This window comes from Streptomyces venezuelae (assembly GCF_008642355.1).
Taxonomy (GTDB): Bacteria; Actinomycetota; Actinomycetes; order Streptomycetales; family Streptomycetaceae; genus Streptomyces; species Streptomyces venezuelae_B.
The window spans coordinates 7,108,264-7,129,838 of record NZ_CP029193.1 but is presented as its reverse complement, the minus strand read 5'-3'; the positions used below and the strand labels follow the sequence as shown (position 1 = coordinate 7,129,838).

At 71.9% G+C, this 21,575-nt stretch carries 19 protein-coding genes; 8 read left to right on the top strand and 11 right to left on the bottom strand.

What is annotated here, in order from left to right; translation table 11 throughout:
- The first annotated feature begins 77 nt into the window (after positions 1-77).
- Entirely contained in the window at positions 78-1,367 is a 1,290-nt protein-coding gene (locus tag DEJ47_RS32630; RefSeq protein WP_223828581.1) for a serine hydrolase domain-containing protein, read from the top strand.
- 7 nt (positions 1,368-1,374) lie between these two features.
- Positions 1,375-1,923 carry a DinB family protein gene (locus DEJ47_RS32625; protein WP_150174374.1) on the top strand — a complete coding sequence of 183 codons (549 nt, stop codon included), beginning with the start codon at positions 1,375-1,377 and terminating at the stop codon, positions 1,921-1,923.
- A gap of 26 nt (positions 1,924-1,949) precedes the next feature.
- Here the strand turns inward: DEJ47_RS32625 and ppk2 are convergent, their stop codons facing one another.
- Positions 1,950-2,909, bottom strand: coding sequence for a polyphosphate kinase 2 (gene ppk2 / locus DEJ47_RS32620; RefSeq protein WP_150176026.1), 960 nt, complete (start codon positions 2,907-2,909; stop codon positions 1,950-1,952).
- A gap of 171 nt (positions 2,910-3,080) precedes the next feature.
- On the opposite strand from ppk2, the gene DEJ47_RS32615 reads away from it, so the two are divergent.
- Genes DEJ47_RS32615 through DEJ47_RS32605 form a run of 3 tightly spaced genes read left to right on the top strand, consistent with a single transcriptional unit; the run spans position 3,081 to position 5,432 of the window.
- Positions 3,081-4,004: an NADP-dependent oxidoreductase gene (locus DEJ47_RS32615; RefSeq protein ID WP_150174371.1), complete on the top strand. Its 924-nt coding sequence runs from the start codon at positions 3,081-3,083 to the stop codon at positions 4,002-4,004.
- Positions 4,001-4,894: a GNAT family N-acetyltransferase gene (locus DEJ47_RS32610; protein WP_223828580.1), complete on the top strand. Its 894-nt coding sequence runs from the start codon at positions 4,001-4,003 to the stop codon at positions 4,892-4,894. Before DEJ47_RS32615 ends, DEJ47_RS32610 begins: the two co-directional genes overlap by 4 nt.
- Positions 4,895-4,931: 37 nt before the next feature.
- On the top strand, positions 4,932-5,432 hold the full coding sequence (locus tag DEJ47_RS32605; protein WP_150174368.1) for an FBP domain-containing protein: 501 nt from the start codon (positions 4,932-4,934) through the stop codon (positions 5,430-5,432).
- A 15-nt stretch (positions 5,433-5,447) separates the two neighbouring features.
- On the opposite strand, the gene DEJ47_RS32600 is transcribed toward DEJ47_RS32605, so the two are convergent.
- A complete protein-coding gene (locus DEJ47_RS32600) occupies positions 5,448-5,837 on the bottom strand; it encodes a (2Fe-2S) ferredoxin domain-containing protein (RefSeq protein ID WP_150174365.1) in 390 nt (129 codons plus the stop codon).
- 7 nt (positions 5,838-5,844) lie between these two features.
- Complete coding sequence (locus tag DEJ47_RS32595) at positions 5,845-7,185, bottom strand: 6-phospho-beta-glucosidase (protein WP_161238017.1); 1,341 nt, start codon at positions 7,183-7,185, stop codon at positions 5,845-5,847.
- Positions 7,186-7,304: 119 nt separating this feature from the next.
- Here DEJ47_RS32595 and DEJ47_RS32590 point away from each other — a divergent pair, with 119 nt between their 5' ends.
- A complete protein-coding gene (locus DEJ47_RS32590; RefSeq protein ID WP_150174361.1) occupies positions 7,305-8,165 on the top strand; it encodes a hypothetical protein in 861 nt (286 codons plus the stop codon).
- Between the two features lie 35 nt (positions 8,166-8,200).
- Here the strand turns inward: DEJ47_RS32590 and DEJ47_RS32585 are convergent, their stop codons facing one another.
- Genes DEJ47_RS32585 through DEJ47_RS32570 form a run of 4 tightly spaced genes read right to left on the bottom strand, consistent with a single transcriptional unit; the run spans position 8,201 to position 11,534 of the window.
- The gene (locus DEJ47_RS32585) at positions 8,201-8,710 is read right to left on the bottom strand and encodes a thioesterase family protein (RefSeq protein WP_223828579.1); all 510 of its coding nucleotides are present in this window, start codon (positions 8,708-8,710) and stop codon (positions 8,201-8,203) included.
- The gene (locus DEJ47_RS32580; RefSeq protein WP_150174342.1) at positions 8,707-9,666 is read right to left on the bottom strand and encodes a 3-hydroxyacyl-CoA dehydrogenase NAD-binding domain-containing protein; all 960 of its coding nucleotides are present in this window, start codon (positions 9,664-9,666) and stop codon (positions 8,707-8,709) included. The genes DEJ47_RS32585 and DEJ47_RS32580 overlap by 4 nt, the downstream gene beginning before the upstream one ends.
- Positions 9,667-9,718: 52 nt before the next feature.
- A complete protein-coding gene (locus tag DEJ47_RS32575) occupies positions 9,719-10,615 on the bottom strand; it encodes a 3-keto-5-aminohexanoate cleavage protein (protein WP_150174340.1) in 897 nt (298 codons plus the stop codon).
- Positions 10,616-10,673: 58 nt separating this feature from the next.
- Complete coding sequence (locus DEJ47_RS32570; protein WP_150174338.1) at positions 10,674-11,534, bottom strand: TetR/AcrR family transcriptional regulator; 861 nt, start codon at positions 11,532-11,534, stop codon at positions 10,674-10,676.
- Positions 11,535-11,772: 238 nt separating this feature from the next.
- Here DEJ47_RS32570 and DEJ47_RS32565 point away from each other — a divergent pair, with 238 nt between their 5' ends.
- The gene (locus tag DEJ47_RS32565; RefSeq protein WP_150176023.1) at positions 11,773-13,677 is read left to right on the top strand and encodes a potassium channel family protein; all 1,905 of its coding nucleotides are present in this window, start codon (positions 11,773-11,775) and stop codon (positions 13,675-13,677) included.
- Between the two features lie 6 nt (positions 13,678-13,683).
- Here the strand turns inward: DEJ47_RS32565 and DEJ47_RS32560 are convergent, their stop codons facing one another.
- The 4 genes from DEJ47_RS32560 to DEJ47_RS32545 form a co-directional block, all read right to left on the bottom strand.
- The gene (locus DEJ47_RS32560; RefSeq protein ID WP_150176022.1) at positions 13,684-14,538 is read right to left on the bottom strand and encodes a metallophosphoesterase family protein; all 855 of its coding nucleotides are present in this window, start codon (positions 14,536-14,538) and stop codon (positions 13,684-13,686) included.
- A gap of 38 nt (positions 14,539-14,576) precedes the next feature.
- A complete protein-coding gene (locus tag DEJ47_RS32555; RefSeq protein WP_150174335.1) occupies positions 14,577-16,223 on the bottom strand; it encodes a cytochrome b in 1,647 nt (548 codons plus the stop codon).
- 71 nt (positions 16,224-16,294) lie between these two features.
- The gene (locus DEJ47_RS32550) at positions 16,295-18,199 is read right to left on the bottom strand and encodes a helix-turn-helix domain-containing protein (RefSeq protein ID WP_150174333.1); all 1,905 of its coding nucleotides are present in this window, start codon (positions 18,197-18,199) and stop codon (positions 16,295-16,297) included.
- A gap of 70 nt (positions 18,200-18,269) precedes the next feature.
- Positions 18,270-19,667, bottom strand: coding sequence for an MFS transporter (locus tag DEJ47_RS32545; RefSeq protein WP_150174331.1), 1,398 nt, complete (start codon positions 19,665-19,667; stop codon positions 18,270-18,272).
- A gap of 228 nt (positions 19,668-19,895) precedes the next feature.
- Here DEJ47_RS32545 and DEJ47_RS32540 point away from each other — a divergent pair, with 228 nt between their 5' ends.
- Entirely contained in the window at positions 19,896-21,548 is a 1,653-nt protein-coding gene (locus DEJ47_RS32540; RefSeq protein ID WP_150174329.1) for a GMC oxidoreductase, read from the top strand.
- The last annotated feature ends 27 nt before the right edge of the window (positions 21,549-21,575 follow it).

Here is a 21,575-nt window from a genome sequence, read left to right as displayed (position 1 = left end):
GCGCCCCGGGGGGATTTCCGCCGGGCGCAGCCGCGGGCACCTTGCGGAGTTAGGTGCCGTGGGCAACCATGCACGGCATGACTGTGCGCGTCCACGGCACCTGCGCCCCCGGCTTCGAAGGCGTGCGGGCGGAGCTCGAACGGAGCTTCGCCGAGCGCGGCGAGCTCGGGGCGGCCGTCGCGGCCACCGTCGGCGGTGAGCTCGTCGTCGACCTGTGGGGCGGTGACGCGGACCGGGACGGCACCCGCCCCTGGGAGCGGGACACCCTGGTCAACGTCTACTCCACGACCAAGGGGATGACGGCGCTCTGCGCCCACCTCCTGGTGGACCGCGGCGAGTTGGACCTGGACGCGCCGGTCGCACGCTACTGGCCCGAGTTCGCCGCGGCCGGGAAGGCCGACATCCCGGTGCGCTGGCTGCTCAGCCACCGGGCCGGGCTCATCGCGCCGGGCGAGCCGATGGCGCCGGGGGCGGTGTACGACTGGGAGGAGGTGACGGAGGCGCTGGCGGCGACGCGGCCGTGGTGGCGGCCCGGCACCGCGCAGGGCTACCACGCGGTGACGTTCGGGTTCCTGGTCGGCGAGGTCGTCCGGCGGATCACGGGGGTCTCGCTCGGGACGTTCCTGCGCACCGAGGTGACCGGACCGCTGGGCGCCGATGTCCATGTGGGCACGCCGGAGAGCGAACACGGGCGGTGCGCGGACATGGCGCCGCCGGTCTCCCGTGAGGCGCCGGGGACCCGTGAGGCGGCGCGGGCTCGTGAGGCGCCGGGGGCCCGTGAGGCCCCGCCCGCCTCCCCGTCGCACTCGTCCTCGTCCTCGCGCACGGTGTTCGGCGACGTGCCGAAGCCGCCCGTCGCCGGCCTGTCGGACCACCCGATGGCACCGGCCACCCTCGCGCTCCAGTACCTGCCGCTCGGCGACGTGAACGCCGCGGCCTACCGGTGTGCGGAGATCCCCGCCGCCAACGGCCACGCCACCGCGCGCGGAATCGCCGCGGTGTACGCGGAGTTGGCGTGCGGCCGACTTCTCTCGCCGGGCGCCGTGGAGCGGTTGCGCACCTGCCAGGGCGACGGCGACGAACCGGACCTCGTCCTGCGGGTGGGCACCCCGCTCGCCGAGACGTGGCCGTGGGGCCTCGGCTACATGCTCAACCAGTACGGGCAGGCGGGCCCCAACCCGCGGGCGTTCGGGCACGGCGGCGCCGGCGGGTCGTACGCCTTCGCCGACCCGGAGAACGGTGTGTCGTACGCGTACACGATGAACCGCATGGGCGCGGGCACATCGGGCGAGGACCTGCGCAGCGTCCACCTGGTCGGCGCGCTGTACCAGGGGCTGCGTGAACGCGGCCCCGTGCAAGGCCGATGATGGGGGCATGACTACACGCAGACGAGCCGTCTTCTTCACGGGCGAAAAGCCGGACCCTCGCTTCGGATCGGTCACCACCGGCGACGAACGGGCCATGCTCATCTACTTCGTGCGGTCCCAGCGCGAGACCCTGGAGGTCAAGTGCCGCGGTCTTGAAGCCGAGTTGGCCGACCGGGCCGTCGCACCCTCCGCACTGTCGCTGCTCGGCCTGGTCCGGCATCTCACCGACGTGGAGCGCCGCTGGTTCCGGATGGCCCTCGCCGGTCAGGACGTGACGCCCCTCTACCCCACCCCCGAGAACGCCGACGAGGACTTCGACGGAGCGGTGGCGGAGCCGGGCGCGATCGCCGCGGCCTGGGAGGCGTGGCGGGCCGAGGTGGAGTTCGCCGAGAAGTTCGTGGCCCAGGCGCCCGACCTCGACGTCGAGGGGCGAAGCCCGCTGTTCGGCACGGTGTCGCTGCGCTGGGTGCTGCTGCACCTGGTCCAGGAGTACGCCCGCCACAACGGCCACGCCGATCTGCTGCGGGAGCGGATCGACGGGGCCGTGGGGCTTTAACGACCTGGGGCGGCCACGCCGCGAGGTCACGTGCCAGGGTGCTGGCCGGGCCCCCGGTCCTTGTCCGCGAGCTTGCTCGGCGACAGGTCCGTGGGGTCCTCGCCCGGTTCGAGGAGCGTGTTGGCGGGGCCGATGATCAGGGGGTCGGCCTTGCCGACGGCCTCCGTGTCCTTCGCTTCGTAGTCGAGCTGGAGCAGGAGGTGGCGCATGGCTTCGAGGCGGCCGCGCCGCTTGTCGTTCGTCTTCACGACGGTCCACGGGGCGTGCGGGGCGTCCGTGGCCCGGAACATCTGGACCTTCGCGTAGGTGTAGGCGTCCCACAGGTCCAGCGAGGCGATGTCGGTGGGGGACAGTTTCCACTGGCGCACCGGGTCGACCTGGCGGATCGCGAACCGGGTCCGCTGCTCCGCGCGGGAGACGGAGAACCAGAACTTGATGAGGATGATCCCGTCCTCGGTGATCATCTTCTCGAACTGCGGAGCCTGTTCCAGGAAGTGCTGGTGTTCTTTCGGGGTGCAGAAGCCCATCACCGGCTCGACGCCCGCGCGGTTGTACCAGGACCGGTCGAAGAAGACGATCTCGCCGGCCGACGGCAGCTGGGCGACGTACCGCTGGAAGTACCACTGGCCCGCCTCGTGCTCGGTGGGCTTGTCCAGCGCCACCGTGCGGGCGCCGCGCGGGTTCAGCCGTTCGGTGAACCGTTTGATCGTGCCGCCCTTGCCCGCCGCGTCGCGCCCCTCGCACAGCACCGCGATGCGCAGCCCCTTCTCGCGCACCGTCTTCTGCAGCTTGAGCAGCTCGATCTGCAGGATCCGCTTGCGCCGTTCGTACACACCGCGGCTCAGCTTCTTCGCGTACGGGTAGTTCTCCCGCCACGTCTGCAGGGGCTGCCCTTCCTCGTCGAGGAGCACGGGGCGCTCCGGGCGCGCCTCGTCCACGGAGAGACCCTCGAGCAGATCGTCTTCCTTTTTACCGGTCGGCTCCACCGCGCGGCCCTCTCCCTCTCCCTGTCCGTCCGTGCCCTCACCGGACAGCCTGCCCCCGAGATCGCTTCTCAGCACTCGCAATCCCGTCGTCCCCCGTCCCTCGGGAATAGCCGGGGGATCTTGTCGGTCATCCCTGGTGGCATATCGATGAGCGGGATGTGAGGGAAGCAGATGCCCAAGGTGTACGCGTTCACCCGGCACGGAGGGCCGGAGGTGGAGACCTTCCTCGACCTTCCGGTACCGGAACCGGGGCCCGGGCAGCTGCTCGTCGCGGTGCGCGCGGCCGGCGTCAACCCGGTCGACTGGAAGCTGCGGGCGGGCAAGCGGCGTCCGGGGCAGGCGCCGCTCGCCGGTCACGAGGTGCTGGGCAGCGAGGTCGCGGGGGTCGTACGGGCGGTCGGGGCCGGTGTCGAGGGCTTCGCCGTCGGTGACGCGGTCTTCGGCAATCCGGTCACCGGCGGATACGCGGAGTTCACACTGGTCCCCGCCGACATCGCCGCCCACAAGCCGGACGCGCTGTCGTTCGCCGAGGCGGCCGTGCTGCCGGTGGCCGCGGCGACCGCGTACGACGGACTGCGCCAGCTTGACCTGCCCGCGGGCTCGACCCTGCTGATCACGGGTGCCGGAGGCGGCGTGGGGGTCGCCGCGACCCAGATCGCCGTCCACTTCGGACTGCGCGTGGTCGGCACGGCGAGCGAGGGCAAGAAGGAGTACGTCGAGTCCTTCGGCGCCGTGCACGTGGCGCCGGGCCCCCGCCTCGCGGAGCGCATACGCGAGGCGGCCCCCGACGGCCGCGTCGACGCCGTCTTCGACCTGGTGGGCGGCGCGGACCTGGCGGAGGTCGCGGAGCTGCTCTCCGACCGGCGGAAGCTGATCACAGCGGCGGCGAAGGAGACGGTGGCCGAACTGGGCGGTGCCCCGGTGGCGCGGGCCCGCACGTCGGCGGTCCTGGACGAGATCGCCCTCCTCGCCGTGGCGGGCGTACTGCGTCCGCAGGTGACGGCGGCGTACCCCCTCGCCCGCGCGGGCGACGCGCTGCGCGCGGTGGAGGAGGGCCACGCACGCGGCAAGACGGTGATCGAGGTGACGGCGTGACGACGCTGCTGGAAGAGGGGGGCACGGCGGAGACAGCGCGCCCGGCGCAGGCGGCGGGCTCCGCCGGTGCCGCGGGCACAGCCACAGCCGCGGGCACGGCGCAAACCGCCCGCACGGCCACGCCCTCCTTCCCGGAGCAGGCCGGACGCCCCGCCGCGGTCGCGGGAGCTCCCGCCCTCCACCCCCTCGACAACCCCGCCCTCGCCTCCCTCACCGGGCCGCACGCGCACTTCGCGGAGGGGCGGGGGCGCATCGTGCGGTATCCGGTCGACGTGTCGCCGTTTCTCGCGCTGCCCGATGACGTGACGGCCGCGGACTGGGCCGATCTGGCCGCGCTCGCCGGGCCCGGCGCCGAGGTGCCGTTGCTCGCGACGACCGTGCGGATACCGGACGGGTGGGAGCGGACGTTCGACGTGCCCGGCGTGCAGCTCGTGGACGACGGCGTCACCACCGCGCCGGAACCGGAGGCCGTGCGGCTCGGCCCCGACGACGTGCCCGAGATGCTGGACCTGGTCGGCCGCACGGAGCCGGGCCCCTTCGCGCCCCGCACCGTCGAGCTCGGCACGTACCTCGGGATACGGCGCGGGGGCGCCCTCGTCGCGATGGCCGGGGAGCGGCTGCGCCCGCCGGGCTGGACGGAGATCAGCGCGGTCTGCACGGACCCCGCGCACCGCGGGCAGGGCCTCGGGACCCGCCTGGTCCTCGCTGTCGCGCACGGCATCAAGGCGCGCGGCGACCAGCCGTTCCTGCACACGTCGGCGCAGAACACGAACGCCATCCGCCTCTACGAGTCCCTCGGCTTCCGGTTCCGGCGGACGACGTCGTTCCGCGGGGCGCTCGTGCCGGGGCGGGCTCCCGTGCCAGGACAGGCCGCGCCCGGCGGAAAATGAGAGGACTGTTCCGCTTGTCGTTGATAGCTTCCGGGCCATGCAGCCCGTGAGTGAGAACGAGATCCGCGCGTCCTTTGTGAACTGTTCGAAGGGCGAGGCCCGTCGGCTCACTCTCCCCGCGGGCCTCGCCGACACTCCCTGGTCCGACCTGGACTTCCTCGGGTGGCGCGACCCCAAGGCGCCCGACCGCGGCTACGTGGTCACGTGGCGGGACGGCGAGCCCGTGGGCTTCGCCCTGCGCGCCTCCACGGGGGCGCGCAAGAGCCTGCTCAAGTCCAGCATCTGCTCGGTCTGCGTGACCCCGCAGTCCGGCTCCGGCATCGCGCTGCTCGTCGCCCCGAAGGCGGGTGCGGCGGGCCGCCAGGGCAACTCGGTCGGCATGTACATCTGCGCGGACCTGGCCTGCTCCCTCTACGTGCGCGGAAAGAAGACCACGGTGCTCACCCGCCGCATGGAGGAGAGCCTCACGCTGGAGGAGCAGAACGCCCGCACGCTGCGGAACCTCGACGGGTTCCTCGACCAGATCGTCGGCGAGTAGCCGGCAGGCCCCGCATCAGACCGCGCGCGGGTCCACCATCTGCAGCGCCAGCGTCGCCGACGGCTGCGCCATACCCGGGCCGCCCGCCTCCGCCCAGGCGAGTATCCCGTCGAGCGACTCGTCGTCCGTGACGAAACCGACCCAGGCCGCGCGGCCGCCCCGCCTGCGTCCCTCGGACGACGGCTGGACGACGACCAGATTGGCCTGGCCGCACGGGCCCAGACAGTCGCTCGTGCGCACCGTGAACCGGCCCCGCGACGCCGCGGCCGCGGAGCGCAGCCGCTCCAGCTGCCAGTCGTGGTCGATGCCGGGGTTCTTGCGCGCGTCGCCGCAGCAGCAGCCCCGGCACACGACGAGCGTGCAGGGGCGGCGGGCTGCGGCACCGATGGAGACGACGGGACTCATAGGGTGATCATCTCAGGTAGGCCAATCCGGGGTGCACCGCCCGGTAGCCGTCCACCAGGCGTCGTGCCACCGCCACGGAGTCGACCAGCGGGTGCAGCGCGAACGCCTTGACGGCGGTGGCCGACGCACCGCTGTCCGCCGCCGCGAGCACCTCCCGCTCGACCGCCTTGACCGCGCACACCAGCCCCGTCGCGTGCCCGGGGAGCGGGGACACCGCCATGGGGTGCGCGCCGTTGGCGTCGACGGAGCACGGCACCTCGATGACGGCGTCCGCGTCGAGCGCGGCGAGGGTCGTGCCGTTGCGGACGTTGAGGATCAGGGTCGCCCGTTCGTCGCGTGCGACGGCTCGCATGAGGGCGAGGGCGACCTGTTCGTACCCGCCGGACTCCAGGTCCTGTTCAGCCCGCTCCCCCGCCCCGGCCGCCTCCCTGTTCTCCGCCATGTACGTCGCCTCGCGCTCGGCACGGGTGGCGTCCCACGTCTTGAGCGCGGGGGCGTCCGCGCGCTCCATCTCCGCGTAGAACCGGGCCTGTTGGTCGCGGAGGAAGGCGCCGCGGGTCTGTTCGGCCTCCTGGTAGGCGCGTACGGCCTCGCGGTTGAAGTAGTAGTAGTGCAGGTATTCGTTGGGAATCGCGCCGAGCGACTGGAGCCAGTCCGTGCCGAAGAGCCTGCCCTCCTCGAAGGAGCCGAGGAGCGCCGGGTCGGCGAGCAGGCGCGGCAGTTCGTCGCGGCCGCCGAGGTGCAGGCCGCGCAGCCAGCCGAGGTGGTTGAGGCCGACGTAGTCGATGAACGCCTCGTCCGGGTTGCCGCCGAGCACGCGCGCCACCCTGCGGCCGAGGCCGACGGGCGAGTCGCAGATGCCGATGACGCGGTTGCCGAGGTGACGGGACATCGCCTCGGTCACCAGGCCCGCCGGGTTGGTGAAGTTGATGACCCACGCGTCGGGGGCGAGCCGGGCGACGCGGCGGGCGATGTCGAGGGCGACGGGCACGGTGCGCAGACCGTACGCGATGCCGCCCGCACCGACCGTCTCCTGGCCGAGTACGCCCTCGGCGAGCGCGACGTGCTCGTCGGCGGCACGTCCTTCGAGGCCGCCCACACGGATCGCGGAGAACACGAAGTCGGCGCCGCGCAGCGCCTCGTCGAGGTCGGTGGTGGCGGTGACGGTGGGCGCGTCCGGGATGCCGGCGGCCTGCTCGGCGAGTACGCGGGTGACGGCGCCGAGCCGTGCCGCGTCCAGGTCGTGCAGGACGACGTGGGTGACGCGGCCCTCGGCGCGGTCGCCGAGAAGGGCCCCGTACACGAGCGGTACGCGGAACCCGCCCCCGCCCAGGATTGTCAGCTGCATGTCGTCGAACCGCCTTCCGTCGGACCGTTATCACCGGGGCTCACGTTACGTACGATGACGCCGCAGCGACTCGATCCCACGTACGTATCCGCGTACGACCCCCACGGAGGTAGCGCCAGATGACCGTCTGGAAGGCATCAACCGCCCTGTTCGGCGCCGTCGCACTGGCGGTGATGACGGGCGGCGGCGCGTCGGCCGCGCCCGCGGCACCCGGTGGCTGGCAGGAGTCGGGCACCTCGCGCGTCAACTCCCTGACCGGCAGTCAGGGGCTCGCAAGCCGCGCGGACGGCAGCCTGCTCCACAGAGGTCTGGGCTCGATCCCCCTCGACCTGCGCATCAAGGGCTGGGGGCACATAGGCGACCCCGACATCGCCGAGGGCCACACCTTCGACGCCTACCAGGGCGGCGACGACGCGCGGTCGAAGATGTTCGCCGTCACCGCGCCCGACGGTAAGCGGCACCTGTACGAGCACAAGCTCGACGCGGGCGAGAAGCTCAACAACTCCTTCGCGGCCGTCTCGCCCGACAACCAGTGGCTGGTGTCCGGCGAGTGGGGCGACCAGAACCGCCTCCAGGTGTTCCCCGCGCCCCTGCTCAACTCCTCGACCCCGCCCGCGGGCGGTGCGCTCCCCCAGGCCGGTCAGATCGCGCTCGACAAGCCGGTCCGCGACATCCAGGGCTGTGACTTCGTCTCCGACACGCGCCTGGTGTGCGCCTCCAACGACGCGTCGAAGCAGCTGTGGCCCGAGGACAGGCCGGTGCTCCAGGTCGACCTGGAACGGCCGCTCGACGGGAAGCCGGTGACCGGCCGCGTGGCGAGCCTCTTCGCCGTCCCGCAGCGCAGCGTCTGCTCCGGCTCGTTCGAGACCGAGGGAGTCGACTACGACCCCGCGCGCCGCACCCTGCGCGTCGAGGTCGTGCCGCCCGCGCCGTGCCTGGTGACGACGACGGTCTACGCGTACAAGCCGACGACCGGCTGACCGTCTGTCCTTGCTGATCGCGCGGTTCCGCGCCCCTAACCGCTCCGGGGCACCTCGGCGATGGAACGTCCTGCCCACTCCGGGGCCGGTTCCGTGAGGGCCTCCAGGCGCTCACGGATCTCCGCCGGGAACGGCACCGCGCGGCCCGCGTTCTGGTCGACGTGGAGCGCGAGCAGCTCCGTCGTGGCCACGGGGGCGGCGTCCGGGGCCGGTTCGTCCCCCTCGTCCTCCACGACGTACATCTCGTGCGTGAAGCGCGCCCTCTTCGCGTCCGCGCCCAGCAGGCGGGTGCGGACGGCGAGACGGGCGCCTTCGGAGACGTCGTTCAGGTACCGCACGTGCGCCTCGACCGTGTAGAGGGAGCAGCCGGTGGACTCGCGGTAGCCGGCGTGCAGGCCCGTCTCGATCATCATGGCGTCCGTGGCGTAGCCGAAGACGAGGACGTAGAACGCCTCGCTCATGTGGCCGTTGTAGTCGATCCACTCGGGGCGGACGCGGTGCCGGGCCAGGGGCAGGGGCTGTGCTCGATGCGTGGACGCGGTCACTTCTTGCCCCCGTTCAGGCGGCCCGTGGCGCGCAGGACGTCGATGACGCCCTGGTCGCGCTCGGCGACGAGGTCCGCGATGGTGCGGCCGTCCGCCGCGTCGTCGCATCCGGCGACCACGGCGTCGTACAGCTTCTTGTCGAGCTCGGGCGCTTCGAGCCGCGTCCACGGGGACTTCAGGGACGGGCCGAAGTGGTCGAGCATGTGGGCCATGCCGCCCTCGCCGCCCGCGAGCGCGAAGGTGAGCATCGGGCCCATGAACGCCCAGCGCAGGCCGGGGCCCTCGGTGATGGAGTCGTCGATCTCCCGTACGGTGGCCTCGCCGTTGGCGACCATGTGCAGGGCCTCGCGCCACAGGGCTTCCTGGAGGCGGTTGGCGATGAAGCCGGGGACTTCGCTCCTCATGGTGATCACGGACTTGCCCGCGACCTCGTAGAAGCGGGACGCCCACGCCACGGCTTCGGCGTCGGTCCGCTCGCCGCCGACGACCTCGACGAGGGGTATGAGGTACGGCGGGTTGAAGGGGTGTCCGACGACGAGGCGGCCCGGGGTCACGGCCTCGGTCTGCATGTCGGTCATCGGGTAGCCGGACGTGGAGGAGGCGATGACGACGCCCGCGGGGGCGGCGGCGTCGAGGCGTGCGAGCAGGTCGCGCTTGAGGTCGAGGTTCTCGGGTGCGCTCTCCTGCACGAACTGGGCGTCCGCGACGGCCTCTTCGAGGGTGGCGGTGACGGTGAGGCGGTCCTGCGAGGCGCCTTCGGCGAGTCCGAGCTGGGTGAGGGCGGGCCAGGCGGCCTCGACGAGGCGGCGCAGCTTCTGCTCGGCGTCGGGGGCGGGGTCCCAGGCGGTGACGTCGTAGCCGCGGGCCAGGAAGTGGGCGACCCAGCCGCCGCCGATGACTCCGGCGCCCACGCACGCGACGCGGCGTACGTCTTCAGGGGTGGTGGTGCTGCTCATGGTGGTGTCCTCTGTGGGGGGGGGGAAGGAGACGTGGGGAAGTGTCGGCGCGTCAGGAGCGGGGCTTCAGGCCGAGCTTCTGGCGGGCCTCGTCCGGTGTCGCGACGCGCGAGCCGAAGTTCTCCGTGATCTGCACGGCGCGCTCGACGAGCTGCGCGTTGGTCGCCTTGTTGCCCTTGCCGAGGTAGAGGTTGTCCTCCAGGCCGACGCGTACCTGACCGCCGAGCAGGATGGACTGCGCGACCCACGGCATCTGCATGCGGCCGAGCGCGAAGCTGGCCCACTGGGCGCCTTCGGGCAGCATGTTGACCATGGACTGGAGGACGCCCGGGTCGGCGGGCGCGCCCCACGGGATGCCCATGCAGAGCTGGAAGACGGTGGGGTTGTCGAGCAGTCCCTCGGCGAGGAGCTGCTTGGCGAACCACAGCTGGCCGGTGTCGAAGATCTCCAGCTCGGGGCGGACGCCGAGCCCCTGGATGCGCTTGGCGCCCTGGCGGAGCATGTCGGGCGTGGAGACGTAGAGGTTGTCGCCGAAGTTGAGGGAGCCGCAGTCGAGGGTGCAGATGTCGGGCAGCAGGTCCTCGACGTGCGGGAGCCGGTCGAGGCCGCCGACGAGGTCGGTGCCGGGCAGCTCGCCGAGGTCCTGCAGCGGCACGATGGGGTCGACGACGAGGTCGCCGCCCATGCCCGCGGTGAGGTTGATGACGACGTCGGTGCCGGTCTCCTTGATGCGCTCGACGACCTCGCGGTACAGGCGCGGGTCGCGGGAGGGCTCGCCGGTCTCGGGGTTGCGTACGTGGATGTGGACGACGGCGGCGCCCGCGTCGGCGGCCTCGACCGCGGAGGTGGCTATCTGCTCGGGCGTGACGGGCACGTGCGGGCTCTTGCGGACGGTGTCACCGGCGCCGGTCAGGGCGGCGGTGATGATGACGTTGTCGTTCACGGGCATGCGGAACTCTCCCTCGGGGGTGGGGTGTCGCGTACAGGGGATGTCTGCGTACGAGGTGTCAGTGCGCGGTCAGCGTCGCGTCCACGTAGGCGATGAGGGACTCGTGCATGTCGTCGGGGCCCGCGCCGGGAGCGTCGGGCGCGGAGGCGAGGACCTGCGTGGCGAGGCCGTCGATCAGCGCGGTCAGGCGCAGCGCCGCCGCCTCGGGGTCGGCGAGCCGGAAGACGCCTTCGGCGATGCCGCGGCGGATGACGTCGGCGACGGTGGTGCGCCACTGCCGGTAGTAGTCGGCGTGCAGTCGGCCCATGGCGGTGGAGCGGGCGGCCTCCGCCCACAGGTCGAGCCAGACGAGCCACTGCCAGCGCTGCTGCGGGGTGCGGGGGATCTGCAGCTCGATGAGCTGACGCAGTTCGTCGGCGGTGTCGGCGGCGTCCGCGACCCTGGCCGCGCGGCGTGCCGTGTCCTCGTCCATGCACCAGCGCACCGCGGCCTCGAGGAGGTCGTCGCGGCCCGGGAAGTGGTAGTGGATCGCGGCGGTGCTGGTGTCGCAGGCCGCGGCGATGTCCTGGACGCGGACGGCGTGGAAGCCGCGCTCCGCGATGAGGCGGACGGTCTCGCGGACGATCTGCAGGGGACGGCCGCCCTCGGGTGCCACGGCGCGCTCCCGCCGCGCGGCGGGCTCCGCGGTCCCGGCGGCATCGTCGCGGACACCGGCGGCGCCGAGCAGCCAGCCCGCGTCGACCCCGCCGGTGTCCGCGATGCGGGCGAGCTCCGCCGCGGTGAAGCGCCGGGTGCCGCCGAGCGACCGGGACAGCTTGGAGGGGTCCATGACGATGCGGCGGGCGAACTCGCGCTGGGTCACTCCGGCATCGGCGATCACCTTGCGGACGCGGTCCGCCACCTCGGGGTCGTACACCATGGTCGGCGACCCTACCCGCGCGTTGCGACAACCGCAACGCGCGGGACTCGGTTTCTCCGATTCTTTCCGCGTCCCCAAAGACCTTCAGGGGAGAATTGCGGTTCTGACTGATGGATCAGTCAGAACAGAACCATTGTGCGACACGCGGAACCGTACGGCCCCATGCGGCACTCTTCCTCCTGTGTCGCACGCATCGTCGCTTCCCTCACCGCGCCCGCAACTGCCCGCCCCCGGCCACATGGTCGTGTGCGGCGGTGACAACGTCCTGGCCCACCGGCTCGCCGCCGAACTCCGCGGCGTCTACGGCGAACAGGTCGTCCTCGTCGTGCCGTCCGGGGGCGGCGAGCCGAGCCGCCCGACGGGGCGAGCCCTGACGACCGCACTGATCGGACGTATCACCGCGGCGGTGTCCCGGACCACCGGGAACATGAACGGCAACGGCTCCGCGCACGGGAACGGAAACGGGCACGGCACCGGTGAGGGCAGCGGCGCGGCCGACCTGCCGCGGACCGTGGAAGCCCCCGAGCTCACCGACGACGTCCTCGCCGACGCGGGCGTCCCGCAGGCCGCCGCGCTCGCGCTGATGCATGACGACGACGAGACCAACATCCGTGCGGCGCTCGCCGCGCGGCGGCTCAACCCCCGTCTCCGTCTGGTGATCCGGCTGTACAACCGCAAGCTCGGCCAGCACGTGGAGGAACTGCTCGACCAGGCCGCGGCCGTGGCCGGCCTGGCGACGACGGACGCCAGCGTCACCGTCCTGTCCGACGCCGACACGGCGGCGCCCGCCCTCGCGGCCACCGCGGTCGCCGGAACCAGCAAGGTCGTGCACGCCGACGGGCTGCTGCTGCGCGCCGTGGAGCGCACTCCCCCGGCGCCGGGCCAGGTGGCGCCGCGCGGGCTCGCCACTCTCGCGCTGCTCTCGTCCACCGCCAACGACCCGGCGGGCGCGGAGGGTTCGGACGACGCGGGTGCCGGGGCGGGGCCGCGGCTGCTGCCGGACGACGACGCCGTCGCCGCCGCTCCCGGCCGGGGCGCGCTGGTCCTCGAGACCGTCTCGTACTCGGGGTCCGCGCCGCCGCCCGGGTTCCTCGCGGGGCGCGGCGTGCCGTTGCGCGAACTGTTCTCGCGTCGCCTGCGCTGGTCGGTGGCGGGGTTCGCGGCGGCCGTCGTCGGCATGGCCATCGCGTCGATCGTCACCACCGAGGACACGACGCCGCTGCACGCCACGTACCTGACGCTCCTCGACCTGTTCTCGATCAACGATCCGGCGACCGACGGACCGATGAGCCGCCAGATCCTCCAGCTCCTGGCCGGCCTGGTCGGACTGCTCCTCCTCCCCATCCTCTTCGCCGCCGTCCTGGAGGCCCTCGGCACCTTCCGCACCGCGTCCTCGCTGCGCCGCCCGCCGCGCGGCCTGTCGGGCCACGTCGTCCTGCTCGGCCTCGGCAAGATCGGCACGCGGGTCCTCGCCCGGCTCCGTGAGCTGGACATCCCCGTGGTGTGCGTGGAGGCCGACCCGGAGGCCCGCGGCATCTCCCTGGCGCGACGGCTGCGCGTGCCCACCGTGATCGGGGACGTGACGGAGGAAGGCGTCCTGGAGGCGGCGAAGGTGCACCGCGCACACGCGCTGCTCGCGCTGACCAGCGCGGACACGATAAACCTCGAAGCGGCCCTGTACGCACGGTCGGTGAAGCCCGACCTGCGGGTGGCGCTGCGGCTGTACGACGACGAGTTCGCGACCGCCGTCTACCGCACCCTGCGCGCCGCGCACCCCGGAGCCCTCACCCGCAGCCGCAGCGTGTCGGCGCTGGCCGCGCCCGCCTTCGCCGGGGCGATGATGGGCCGCCAGATTCTGGGCGCGCTGCCCGTCGAGCGTTCGGTGCTGCTCTTCGCGGCGCTCGACGTGTCGCTCCAGCCGCAGCTGACGGGCCGCAAGATCTCCGAGGTGTTCCGGCCGGGCGCGTGGCGCGTCGTCGCCCTGGAACGCGCGTCGGACCAGGAGTCGGGCCTGTCCTCGGGCCTGGAGTGGGAGCTCGACCCGGAGTACGTCCTGCGCCCCGAGGACCGTGTCGTCCTGGCCGCCACCCGCCAGGGTCTGGCCGAACTCCTCGCCCGCAGACCGCTGCCCGCGCAGCCCTGAGCCGGTTCAGTCCGTCGCCGGCGGCACCGGAAGTACCTGGCGCAGGTGCGGGTCGGGGTGGAAGTCCCTGCGCCACTCGCGGGGGTAGCCGACGGACGCCTCGATGTGCGGCACGCCGTCGTGCACGGTGGTGCGCGGGATGTGCAGGTGGCCGTAGACGACCGCGGCCGCCTCGTACTTCACGTGCCAGTCTGCGGAGCTCTCGGTGCCGCACCACAGGGCGAACTCGGGGTAGCGCAGGATGCGGGTGGGTTCGCGCAGCAGCGGCCAGTGGTTGACCAGGACGGTCGGCAGGCCCGCGGGGCGCGCGGCGAGGAGGTCCTCGGTGTGCTTGACGCGGGCGCGGGACCAGTCGTCGCGGGTCGCGTACGGGTCGGGGTGCAGGAAGTACTCGTCCGTGCAGACGACGCCCGCCTCGTGGGCGACCTCCAGCGCCTGCTCCTTCGTGTGCGTGCCCTCGGGGCGGAAGGTGTAGTCGTAGAGGAGGAAGAGCGGGGCGACCACGACGGGACCACCGGCTCCGCGCCATACGGGGTAGGGGTCCTCGGGCGTCGCGATGCCCGACTCCCGGCAGAGCGCGACGATGTGCTGGTACCGTTCCTCGCCGCGCAGCTGGACCGGGTCGTCCTTCGGCGTCCACAGTTCATGGTTGCCCGGCGACCACACCACCTTGGCGAAGCGCCCGGCGAGCGTGCGCAGCGCCCACTCGATGTCGGCCATGCGCTCGGCGACGTCGCCCGCGACGATCAGCCAGTCCCCGTCCGACTGCGGCCGTATCGTCTCGACGTACGTCCTGTTCTCCGCGTACGCCACATGCAGGTCGCTGGTGGCGAGCAGCTTCGGAGTGTTCTCGGATGCCATCACGCTGCGAGGCTAACCGAGGTGGCGCGGCGGTGCCGTCAGTGGTGATCGCCCTCCCCCCGCTGGATCGCCAGGTACTCCTCCGGTGTCGCCTTCGGGACCTGTGCCCCGGGGCCGTACATGGCGCGGGCCAGGCGGGCGCGGAGGCGTTCGGAGGGGCGGACCTTGCGGGTGACGCCGTTGGCGTCGACGACGGGTCCGATCTCGTAGGGGCGGGGCTGTTCGTGGGCGGTGAGGCGGTACAGCTCGGCCTGCGGGAGGCGCTCGTGGATCTCGACGTACTCGCCGTGCGGGAGGCGTTTGATGGTGCCGGTCTCCCTGCCGTGCAGGACCTTGTCGTGGTCCCTGCGCTGCAGTCCGAGGCAGATGCGGTGCGTGACGACGAAGGCGAGGACGGGTACGACGAAGAAGCCGACCCGCACGAACCACGTGATGGCGTTGATGGAGAGATGGAAGTGGGTGGCCCACAGGTCATTGCCGCCGCCGACCATCAGCACGCCGAACAGTGCGAGCCAGGCGACGCCGAGGCCGGTGCGCACCGGCGCGTTGCGCGGCCGGTCGGCGATGTGGTGTTCCCGCCGGTCGCCCTTGACCCAGGACTCGATGAACGGATAGACGCCGATGGCGAGGAGGATGATCGGGAAGAGCGCGAAGGGAATGAAGACGCCCAGGTTGAGCGTGTGGCCCCAGGCGTTGATCTCCCAGCTGGGCATCACCCGGATCAGTCCCTCGGAGAATCCGAGGTACCAGTCGGGTTGGGCGCCGGTGGAGACCAGATCGGGCCGGTAGGGGCCGATCTGCCACACCGGGTTGATCGAGGCCACCGCACCCATGATCGCCAGGACGCCGAAGACGAGGAAGAAGAAGCCACCGGCCTTGGCGACGTAGACGGGCAGGAGCGGCGCTCCGACCACGTTCTTCTCGGTCTTGCCGGGCCCGGCGAACTGGGTGTGCTTGTGGTAGAAGACCAGGATCAGGTGGACGACGACGAGCCCCAGCATGATGCCCGGGAGCAGCAGGATGTGGATCGCGTAGAGCCGCGGGATGATGTCTTCCCCCGGGAACTCTCCGCCGAAGAGGAAGAAGGAGAGGTACGTCCCGATGACGGGGGTGGCGAGGATGGCGCCCTGCGCGAAGCGGATGCCGGTGCCGGAGAGCATGTCGTCGGGCAGCGAGTAGCCGGTCAGGCCGGTGATGATGCCGAGGAATAGCAGTGTCCAGCCGAACAGCCAGTTGAGTTCGCGCGGTTTGCGGAACGCGCCGGTGAAGAACACCCGCATCATGTGCACGAGCATTCCGGCGACGAAGACGAGCGCGGCCCAGTGGTGGATCTGCCGGATGAGGAGGCCGCCGCGCACCTCCATGCTGAGGTCCACCGTGGATTCGTACGCCCGGCTCATCTGGATGCCCTTGAGCGGTACGTACGCCCCGTCGTACGTCACTTCGGACATGCTCGGGTCGAAGAAGAGGGTCAGATAGGTGCCGGTGAGGATGAGGATGATGAAGCTGTAGAGGCAGATCTCCCCGAACATGAACGACCAGTGGTCGGGGAAGATCTTGCGCATCTGGCTCTTGGCCAGGGTGTTGATGCCCAGTCGCCCGTCCGCCCAGTCGGCGATCCGTTCCCCTTTGCCGGGCCGTGGAGGTCGTGCAGTCGTCCCGGTGCGCTCGCTGCGTCCGCTCATGCGACTCCCTTTCAGGCGGTTCCAGGGTAGGTCGCACACGTGACGGATCCAACAGCCGGGAATGTGACAACTCACCCCGGTGGCGTCAACCTGTGCAGCCTGAGGGCGAGTTGGATCTCCAGGGTGCGGGCGGGGGTGTTCCAGTCGTCGCCGAGGAGCCGTGCCACGCGTTCCAGGCGCTGCACCACCGTGTTCACGTGGACGTGCAGCGCCGCCTTGGCCCTGGTGAGGCTGCGGTCCTGCCCGAAGTACGCCTGCAGGGTGCGCACGAGCTCCGTGCCGCGTTCGGCGTCGTAGTCGAGGAGGGGGCCGAGTGTCGCTCTGACGTAGCCGCCGAGGTCGGCCTGTTCGCCGATGAGCAGTCCGACGAAGCCGAGGTCGGCGAGGGCCGCGCCGTGTCCGGTGTGGCCGAGGGCGCGCAGCGCGGAGAGGCAGCGCAGGGCCTCGGCGTGTGCCGCGGGCAGTCCGGCGGGCCCGGTGGCGGGGCCCGCCGCGCCGACGGTGACCGGGGCGCCGATGGTCCGGCCGAGGGCCGCGGCGAGTTGCCGGGCGTCGGCGCCGGGGGTGAGGGCGGGGGTCACGATGACCACGTTGTCGTGGTGGAGTCCGGCGAGGCCGCTGTGGGTGCGCGCGGCGCGGTGTGCGGCGGCGAGCAGCCGGGGCCGGGGCGCGCTCTCGCCGTGGGCGACGAACACGCCGTGCGGGCGGTCGAGCCGGACGCCGAGTCGGCGGGCGCGGCCGGCCAGCCCCGCGGGATCGCCGGAGGGGGCGAGCAGGTCGCCGAGGAGTTCGCCGCGTACGCGGTCCTCGGTCTCGGCGACGGACCGGCGAAGGAGCAGCAGGAGCGCAGTGACGACGCTCGCCCGCTCGAAGAGCCGCCGGTCGGTGTCGGCGAGTTCGGGTCGCCCGGTGAGGGCGATGCTGCCGAGCAGTTCGGGTCCCGCGAGGACCGCGCACACCCAGGTGCCGTCCTGCGGTACGGCGCGCCCGCTGGCGCGCGACGCCGCGACGGCGGCGGCGGGCGGCGGCAGGGGGTCGCTGCCGGTGCGGGCCAGTTCGACACCGTCCGCGTCGTGGATGAGGGCGCCGCCGTCGAGGAGTGCGGCGATGCCGTCGGCGACCTCGTCGGCGCCGCCGCCGCGCAGCACCAGATCGGTGAGCTGGTCGTGGGCCTGCTCGGCGCGGCGCATGGCCCTGCTGTGCGCCCGGATGGTCTCGGTGGCGGCGTTGAGGTCGACGAGCGCGGCCCGGGTCTCCTCCAGGAGGCGGGCGCCGTCGATGGCGATGGCGGCGTGGTCGGCGAGGGAGGAGAGCAGCACGATCTCCTCGGTCGCGAATTCGCGGGCGGCGCGGTCGGCGGCGTACAGCACGCCGATGACGCGCGACCCGAGCCGCAGCGGCACGCCGAGGATGGCCCGCAGCCCTTCCTGGAGTACGGCGCTGTCGATGGCGTCGGTGTGATGGAAGCGGGGGTCATGCTGGTAGTCGTGGGTGACATAGGGACGGGCGGTCTGCGCGACGAGCCCACCGAGCCCTTCGCCCATGCCGAGCCGCAGCTGCTGGAAGGCGGCCGCGATGCTCCCGTCGGTCACCCGCATGTAGGTGTCGCCCGCGGTCTCGTCGTTGAGCGAGAGGTACGTGACGTCGGTGCCGAGAAGCAGTTTGGCGCGCCGCACGATGGCGCGGAGCACGGCGTCCGGGTCGCGGAGCGCGGCGAGGTCGCTCGCGGTGTCGAACAGCGCGGTGAGCTCGGCCTCGCGACGGCGGTGCGCACCGAGGGTGCGGTGGATGCGCAGCGCGATGTCGGTGGCCTCGTCGAGGGCGGCGAGGTCCTCGAGGGAGGCCCCGGCTTCGCGGGCGCGGGCGGCGGGCCGCGCGAACTCCTCGGCGGGCGCGCCCCGGTCGAGCAGTTCGAGCAGCCGGCGCAGGCCCGCCTGGGGTTCGGCGTGGCCCGCGCCCTGGGTGGTGGGGAGCATGGGGCGATGGTCTCCCGGCGGAGTGGGTGCGGTCGATGGACCGGTCCGGATCCGGCGCAGGCGGGTGGGGTCAGCTGTTGAGGGGGACGGTGCCCTCGTGCTTCGGTGCCGGGGCGGGTGCGGGGTCGGTGGTTTCGTCCGTCGCCAGGTCGCGGCCCCTCGTCTCCCTCGCGAAGTGCACGGTGACAGCGGTGACGAGCGCTGCCGCGCTCAGGTAGAGGGCGACGGGGAGTGCCGAGTCGTAGTCCTTGAGCAGTTCCACGGCGATGATCGGGGCGAGTGCGCCGCCGATGATCGAGGCGAGCTGGGAGCCCATCGAGGCGCCCGAGTAGCGGACCTTGGTGTCGAAGAGCTCGGAGATGAACGCGGCCTGGGGTCCGTACATCGCGCCGTGGAAGAGCAGCCCGACGGTGACGGCGAGCGCGATGACGGGGAACGAGCGCGAGTCGATCAGGGCGAAGAACGCGAAGGCCCAGCCGGCCATGCCGAGCGCGCCGATGAGGGTCACCGGGCGGCGCCCGACGCGGTCGGAGAGCGCGCCCCACAGCGGGATGGTGACGAAGTGGAACGCGGAGCCGATGAGCACCGCGTTCAGTGCGTCGCTCTTCGGCAGGTCGAGGTGGACGGTGACGTAGACGAGGACGAAGGCCGTGAGGATGTAGTACGAGATGTTCTCGCCGAACCGCGTGCCGATCGCGGTGAGCACTTCGCGCCGGCTTGTGCGGAACACCTCGACAACGGGCGGCTTCTCCTGTGCCCCCGCGGCGGCGGCCGCCTCCGCCTTGCGCTGTGCTTCCAGGAAGACCGGTGACTCGGTGACGGAGATCCGTATCCACAGGCCGATCATGACGAGCACCCCGGAGAGCAGGAACGGCACGCGCCAGCCCCACGCGAGGAAGGCCTCCTCGGACTGGACGGCGGCCAGCAGCGCGAGGACGCCGGTGGCGAGGAGGTTGCCGCCGGGGGCGCCTGCCTGCGGCCAGGACGCCCAGAAGCCGCGGCGCTTGTCGCCGCCGTGCTCGGAGACGAGCAGGACGGCGCCGCCCCATTCGCCGCCGAGGGCGAAGCCCTGGACGAGGCGCAGCACGGTGAGCAGGACGGGCGCGCCGACGCCGATGGTCGCGTGGGTGGGCAGGAGGCCCATCGCGAACGTGGCGCCGCCCATCATCAGCAGGCTGATGACGAGGAGTTTCTTGCGGCCCATGCGGTCGCCGTAGTGACCGAAGACGACGCCGCCCAGGGGACGTGCCGCGAAGCCGACCGCGTACGTGAGGAAGGAGAGCAGCGTGCCGACCAGGGGGTCGCTGGACGGGAAGAAGAGGCTGTTGAAGACCAGCGCGGCCGCCGAGCCGTAGAGGAAGAAGTCGTACCACTCGATGGTGGTGCCGACGAGGCTCGCGGCCACGATGCGGACGATGCCGGCGCGGGCGGGCGGGGCGGTTCCTTGCGCGGTTCCGTGCGAGGCCATGTGCACCACTTCCAGGAGTTCTGCGGGGATGCTTCCGTACCGGCACAAGGTAGGAAACCGCAGATCAGTGGCGTATATGGCGGAGCACCATGGTTGTGCGCCCGGCGGTGTGACCGGCCACCACGGGGGGTGCAAGATCGGACAGAAGTTACTTTTTGGTATGGCGTGACTTCCTGCGCGGCCAGCAGTAGAACTCGTTTCGATTCAGCCAAAAGTGAGGAAGGTCACATGAGCCATACACCCAAGCGTGGCGCCCCTTCTGACGGTCTGTCACGGCGAAGATTCGTCGCGGGAACAGGTTCTATTCTTGGCGCCGCGGCCCTCGCGGGGCACGCCGCCACTGAGGCTCGGGCCAGGACGACCGCGCCCACCGCGTCCGCCCTGATCGCCGACGGCGCCACCGTCCCCGCCCTCGTGATCGGCTCCGGTTACGGCGGCTCCGTCGCCGCCCTGCGCCTCGCCGAGGCGGGCGTCGACGTCCACATGATCGAGATGGGCAAGGCCTGGGACACCCCGGGCCCCGACGGCAAGATCTTCGCCAACACCACGAGCCCCGACGTCCGTTCCTACTGGCTCCGCACCAGGACCAAGCAGCCCATCAGCAACTTCCTGGGCTTCCCGCTCGACAAGAACGTCCCGCGCCACACCGGCATCCTGGACGCCGAGGAGTTCGGCGGCATCATCGTCTACCAGGGCCGCGGTGTCGGCGGCGGCTCCCTCGTCAACGGCGGCATGGCGGTCACGCCGAGACGCGAGAACTTCGGCGCGGTGCTGCCCACGGTCGACGCGGGCGAGATGTACGGCACCTACTACCCGCGCGCCAACGCCGGCCTGGGCGTGGCGACCATCGACCCCGACTGGTTCGAGACCGCCGAGTGCTACCAGTACGCCCGCGTCGGCCGCAAGCACGCCCAGCGCTCCGGCTTCGGGTTCGTCTTCGTGCCCGACGTTTACGACTGGGATTACATGGAGAAGGAGCAGGCCGGCACCGTCCCCAAGTCCGCGCTCGCGGGCGAGATCCTCTACGGCAACAACCACGGCAAGAATTCCCTGCAGCAGACCTACCTCGCCCGCGCCAGGGCGACCGGGCGGGTCACCGTCTCACCGCTGCACAGGGCCACTTCGGTCATCCCGGCGGCAGGCGGCGGCTACACGGTCACCATCGACCGGATCGACACCGAGGGCACCACCACCACCACCAAGTCCGTCACCGCCGACAAGGTCTTCTTCGCCGCGGGCAGCGTCGGCACCAGCAAGCTCCTGGTCGCGCTGAAGGCCACCGGCGCGCTCCCCCGCCTCAACGGCGAGATCGGCAAGGGGTGGGGCGACAACGGCAACGTCATGTGCGGCCGCGCGAACCACATGTGGGACGCGACCGGCAAGCTCCAGTCGTCCATCCCCACGGCCGGCATCGACAACTGGGCGGCGGGCGGCGCCTTCGCGGAGGTCGCTCCCCTGCCCACCGGCATCGAGACGTACGCCTCGTTCTACCTGTCGATCACCAAGAACCCGCACCGCGCCGAGTTCACCTGGAACGCGGCGGCACAGCGGGCCGAACTGAACTGGCAGACCGCCTGGAAGCAGCCGTCGATCGACGCCGCGAAGACGATCTTCGACAGGATCAACGCGAAGGAGGGCACGATCTACCGGACCGACCTCTTCGGCACCTACAAGATCTGGGGCGACCACCTCACGTACCACCCGCTCGGCGGCGCGGTGCTCGGCAAGGCCACCGACAACTACGGCCGCCTGCAAGGCTATTCGGGTCTCTACGTCATCGACGGCGCGCTGATCCCCGGCAACACCAGCGTCAACCCGTTCGTCACGATCGCGGCGCTCGCCGAACGCAACATCGACAAGATCATCGCGACCGACCTGTGAACACTCCCGCCCTTCGTGAGCGCCGTT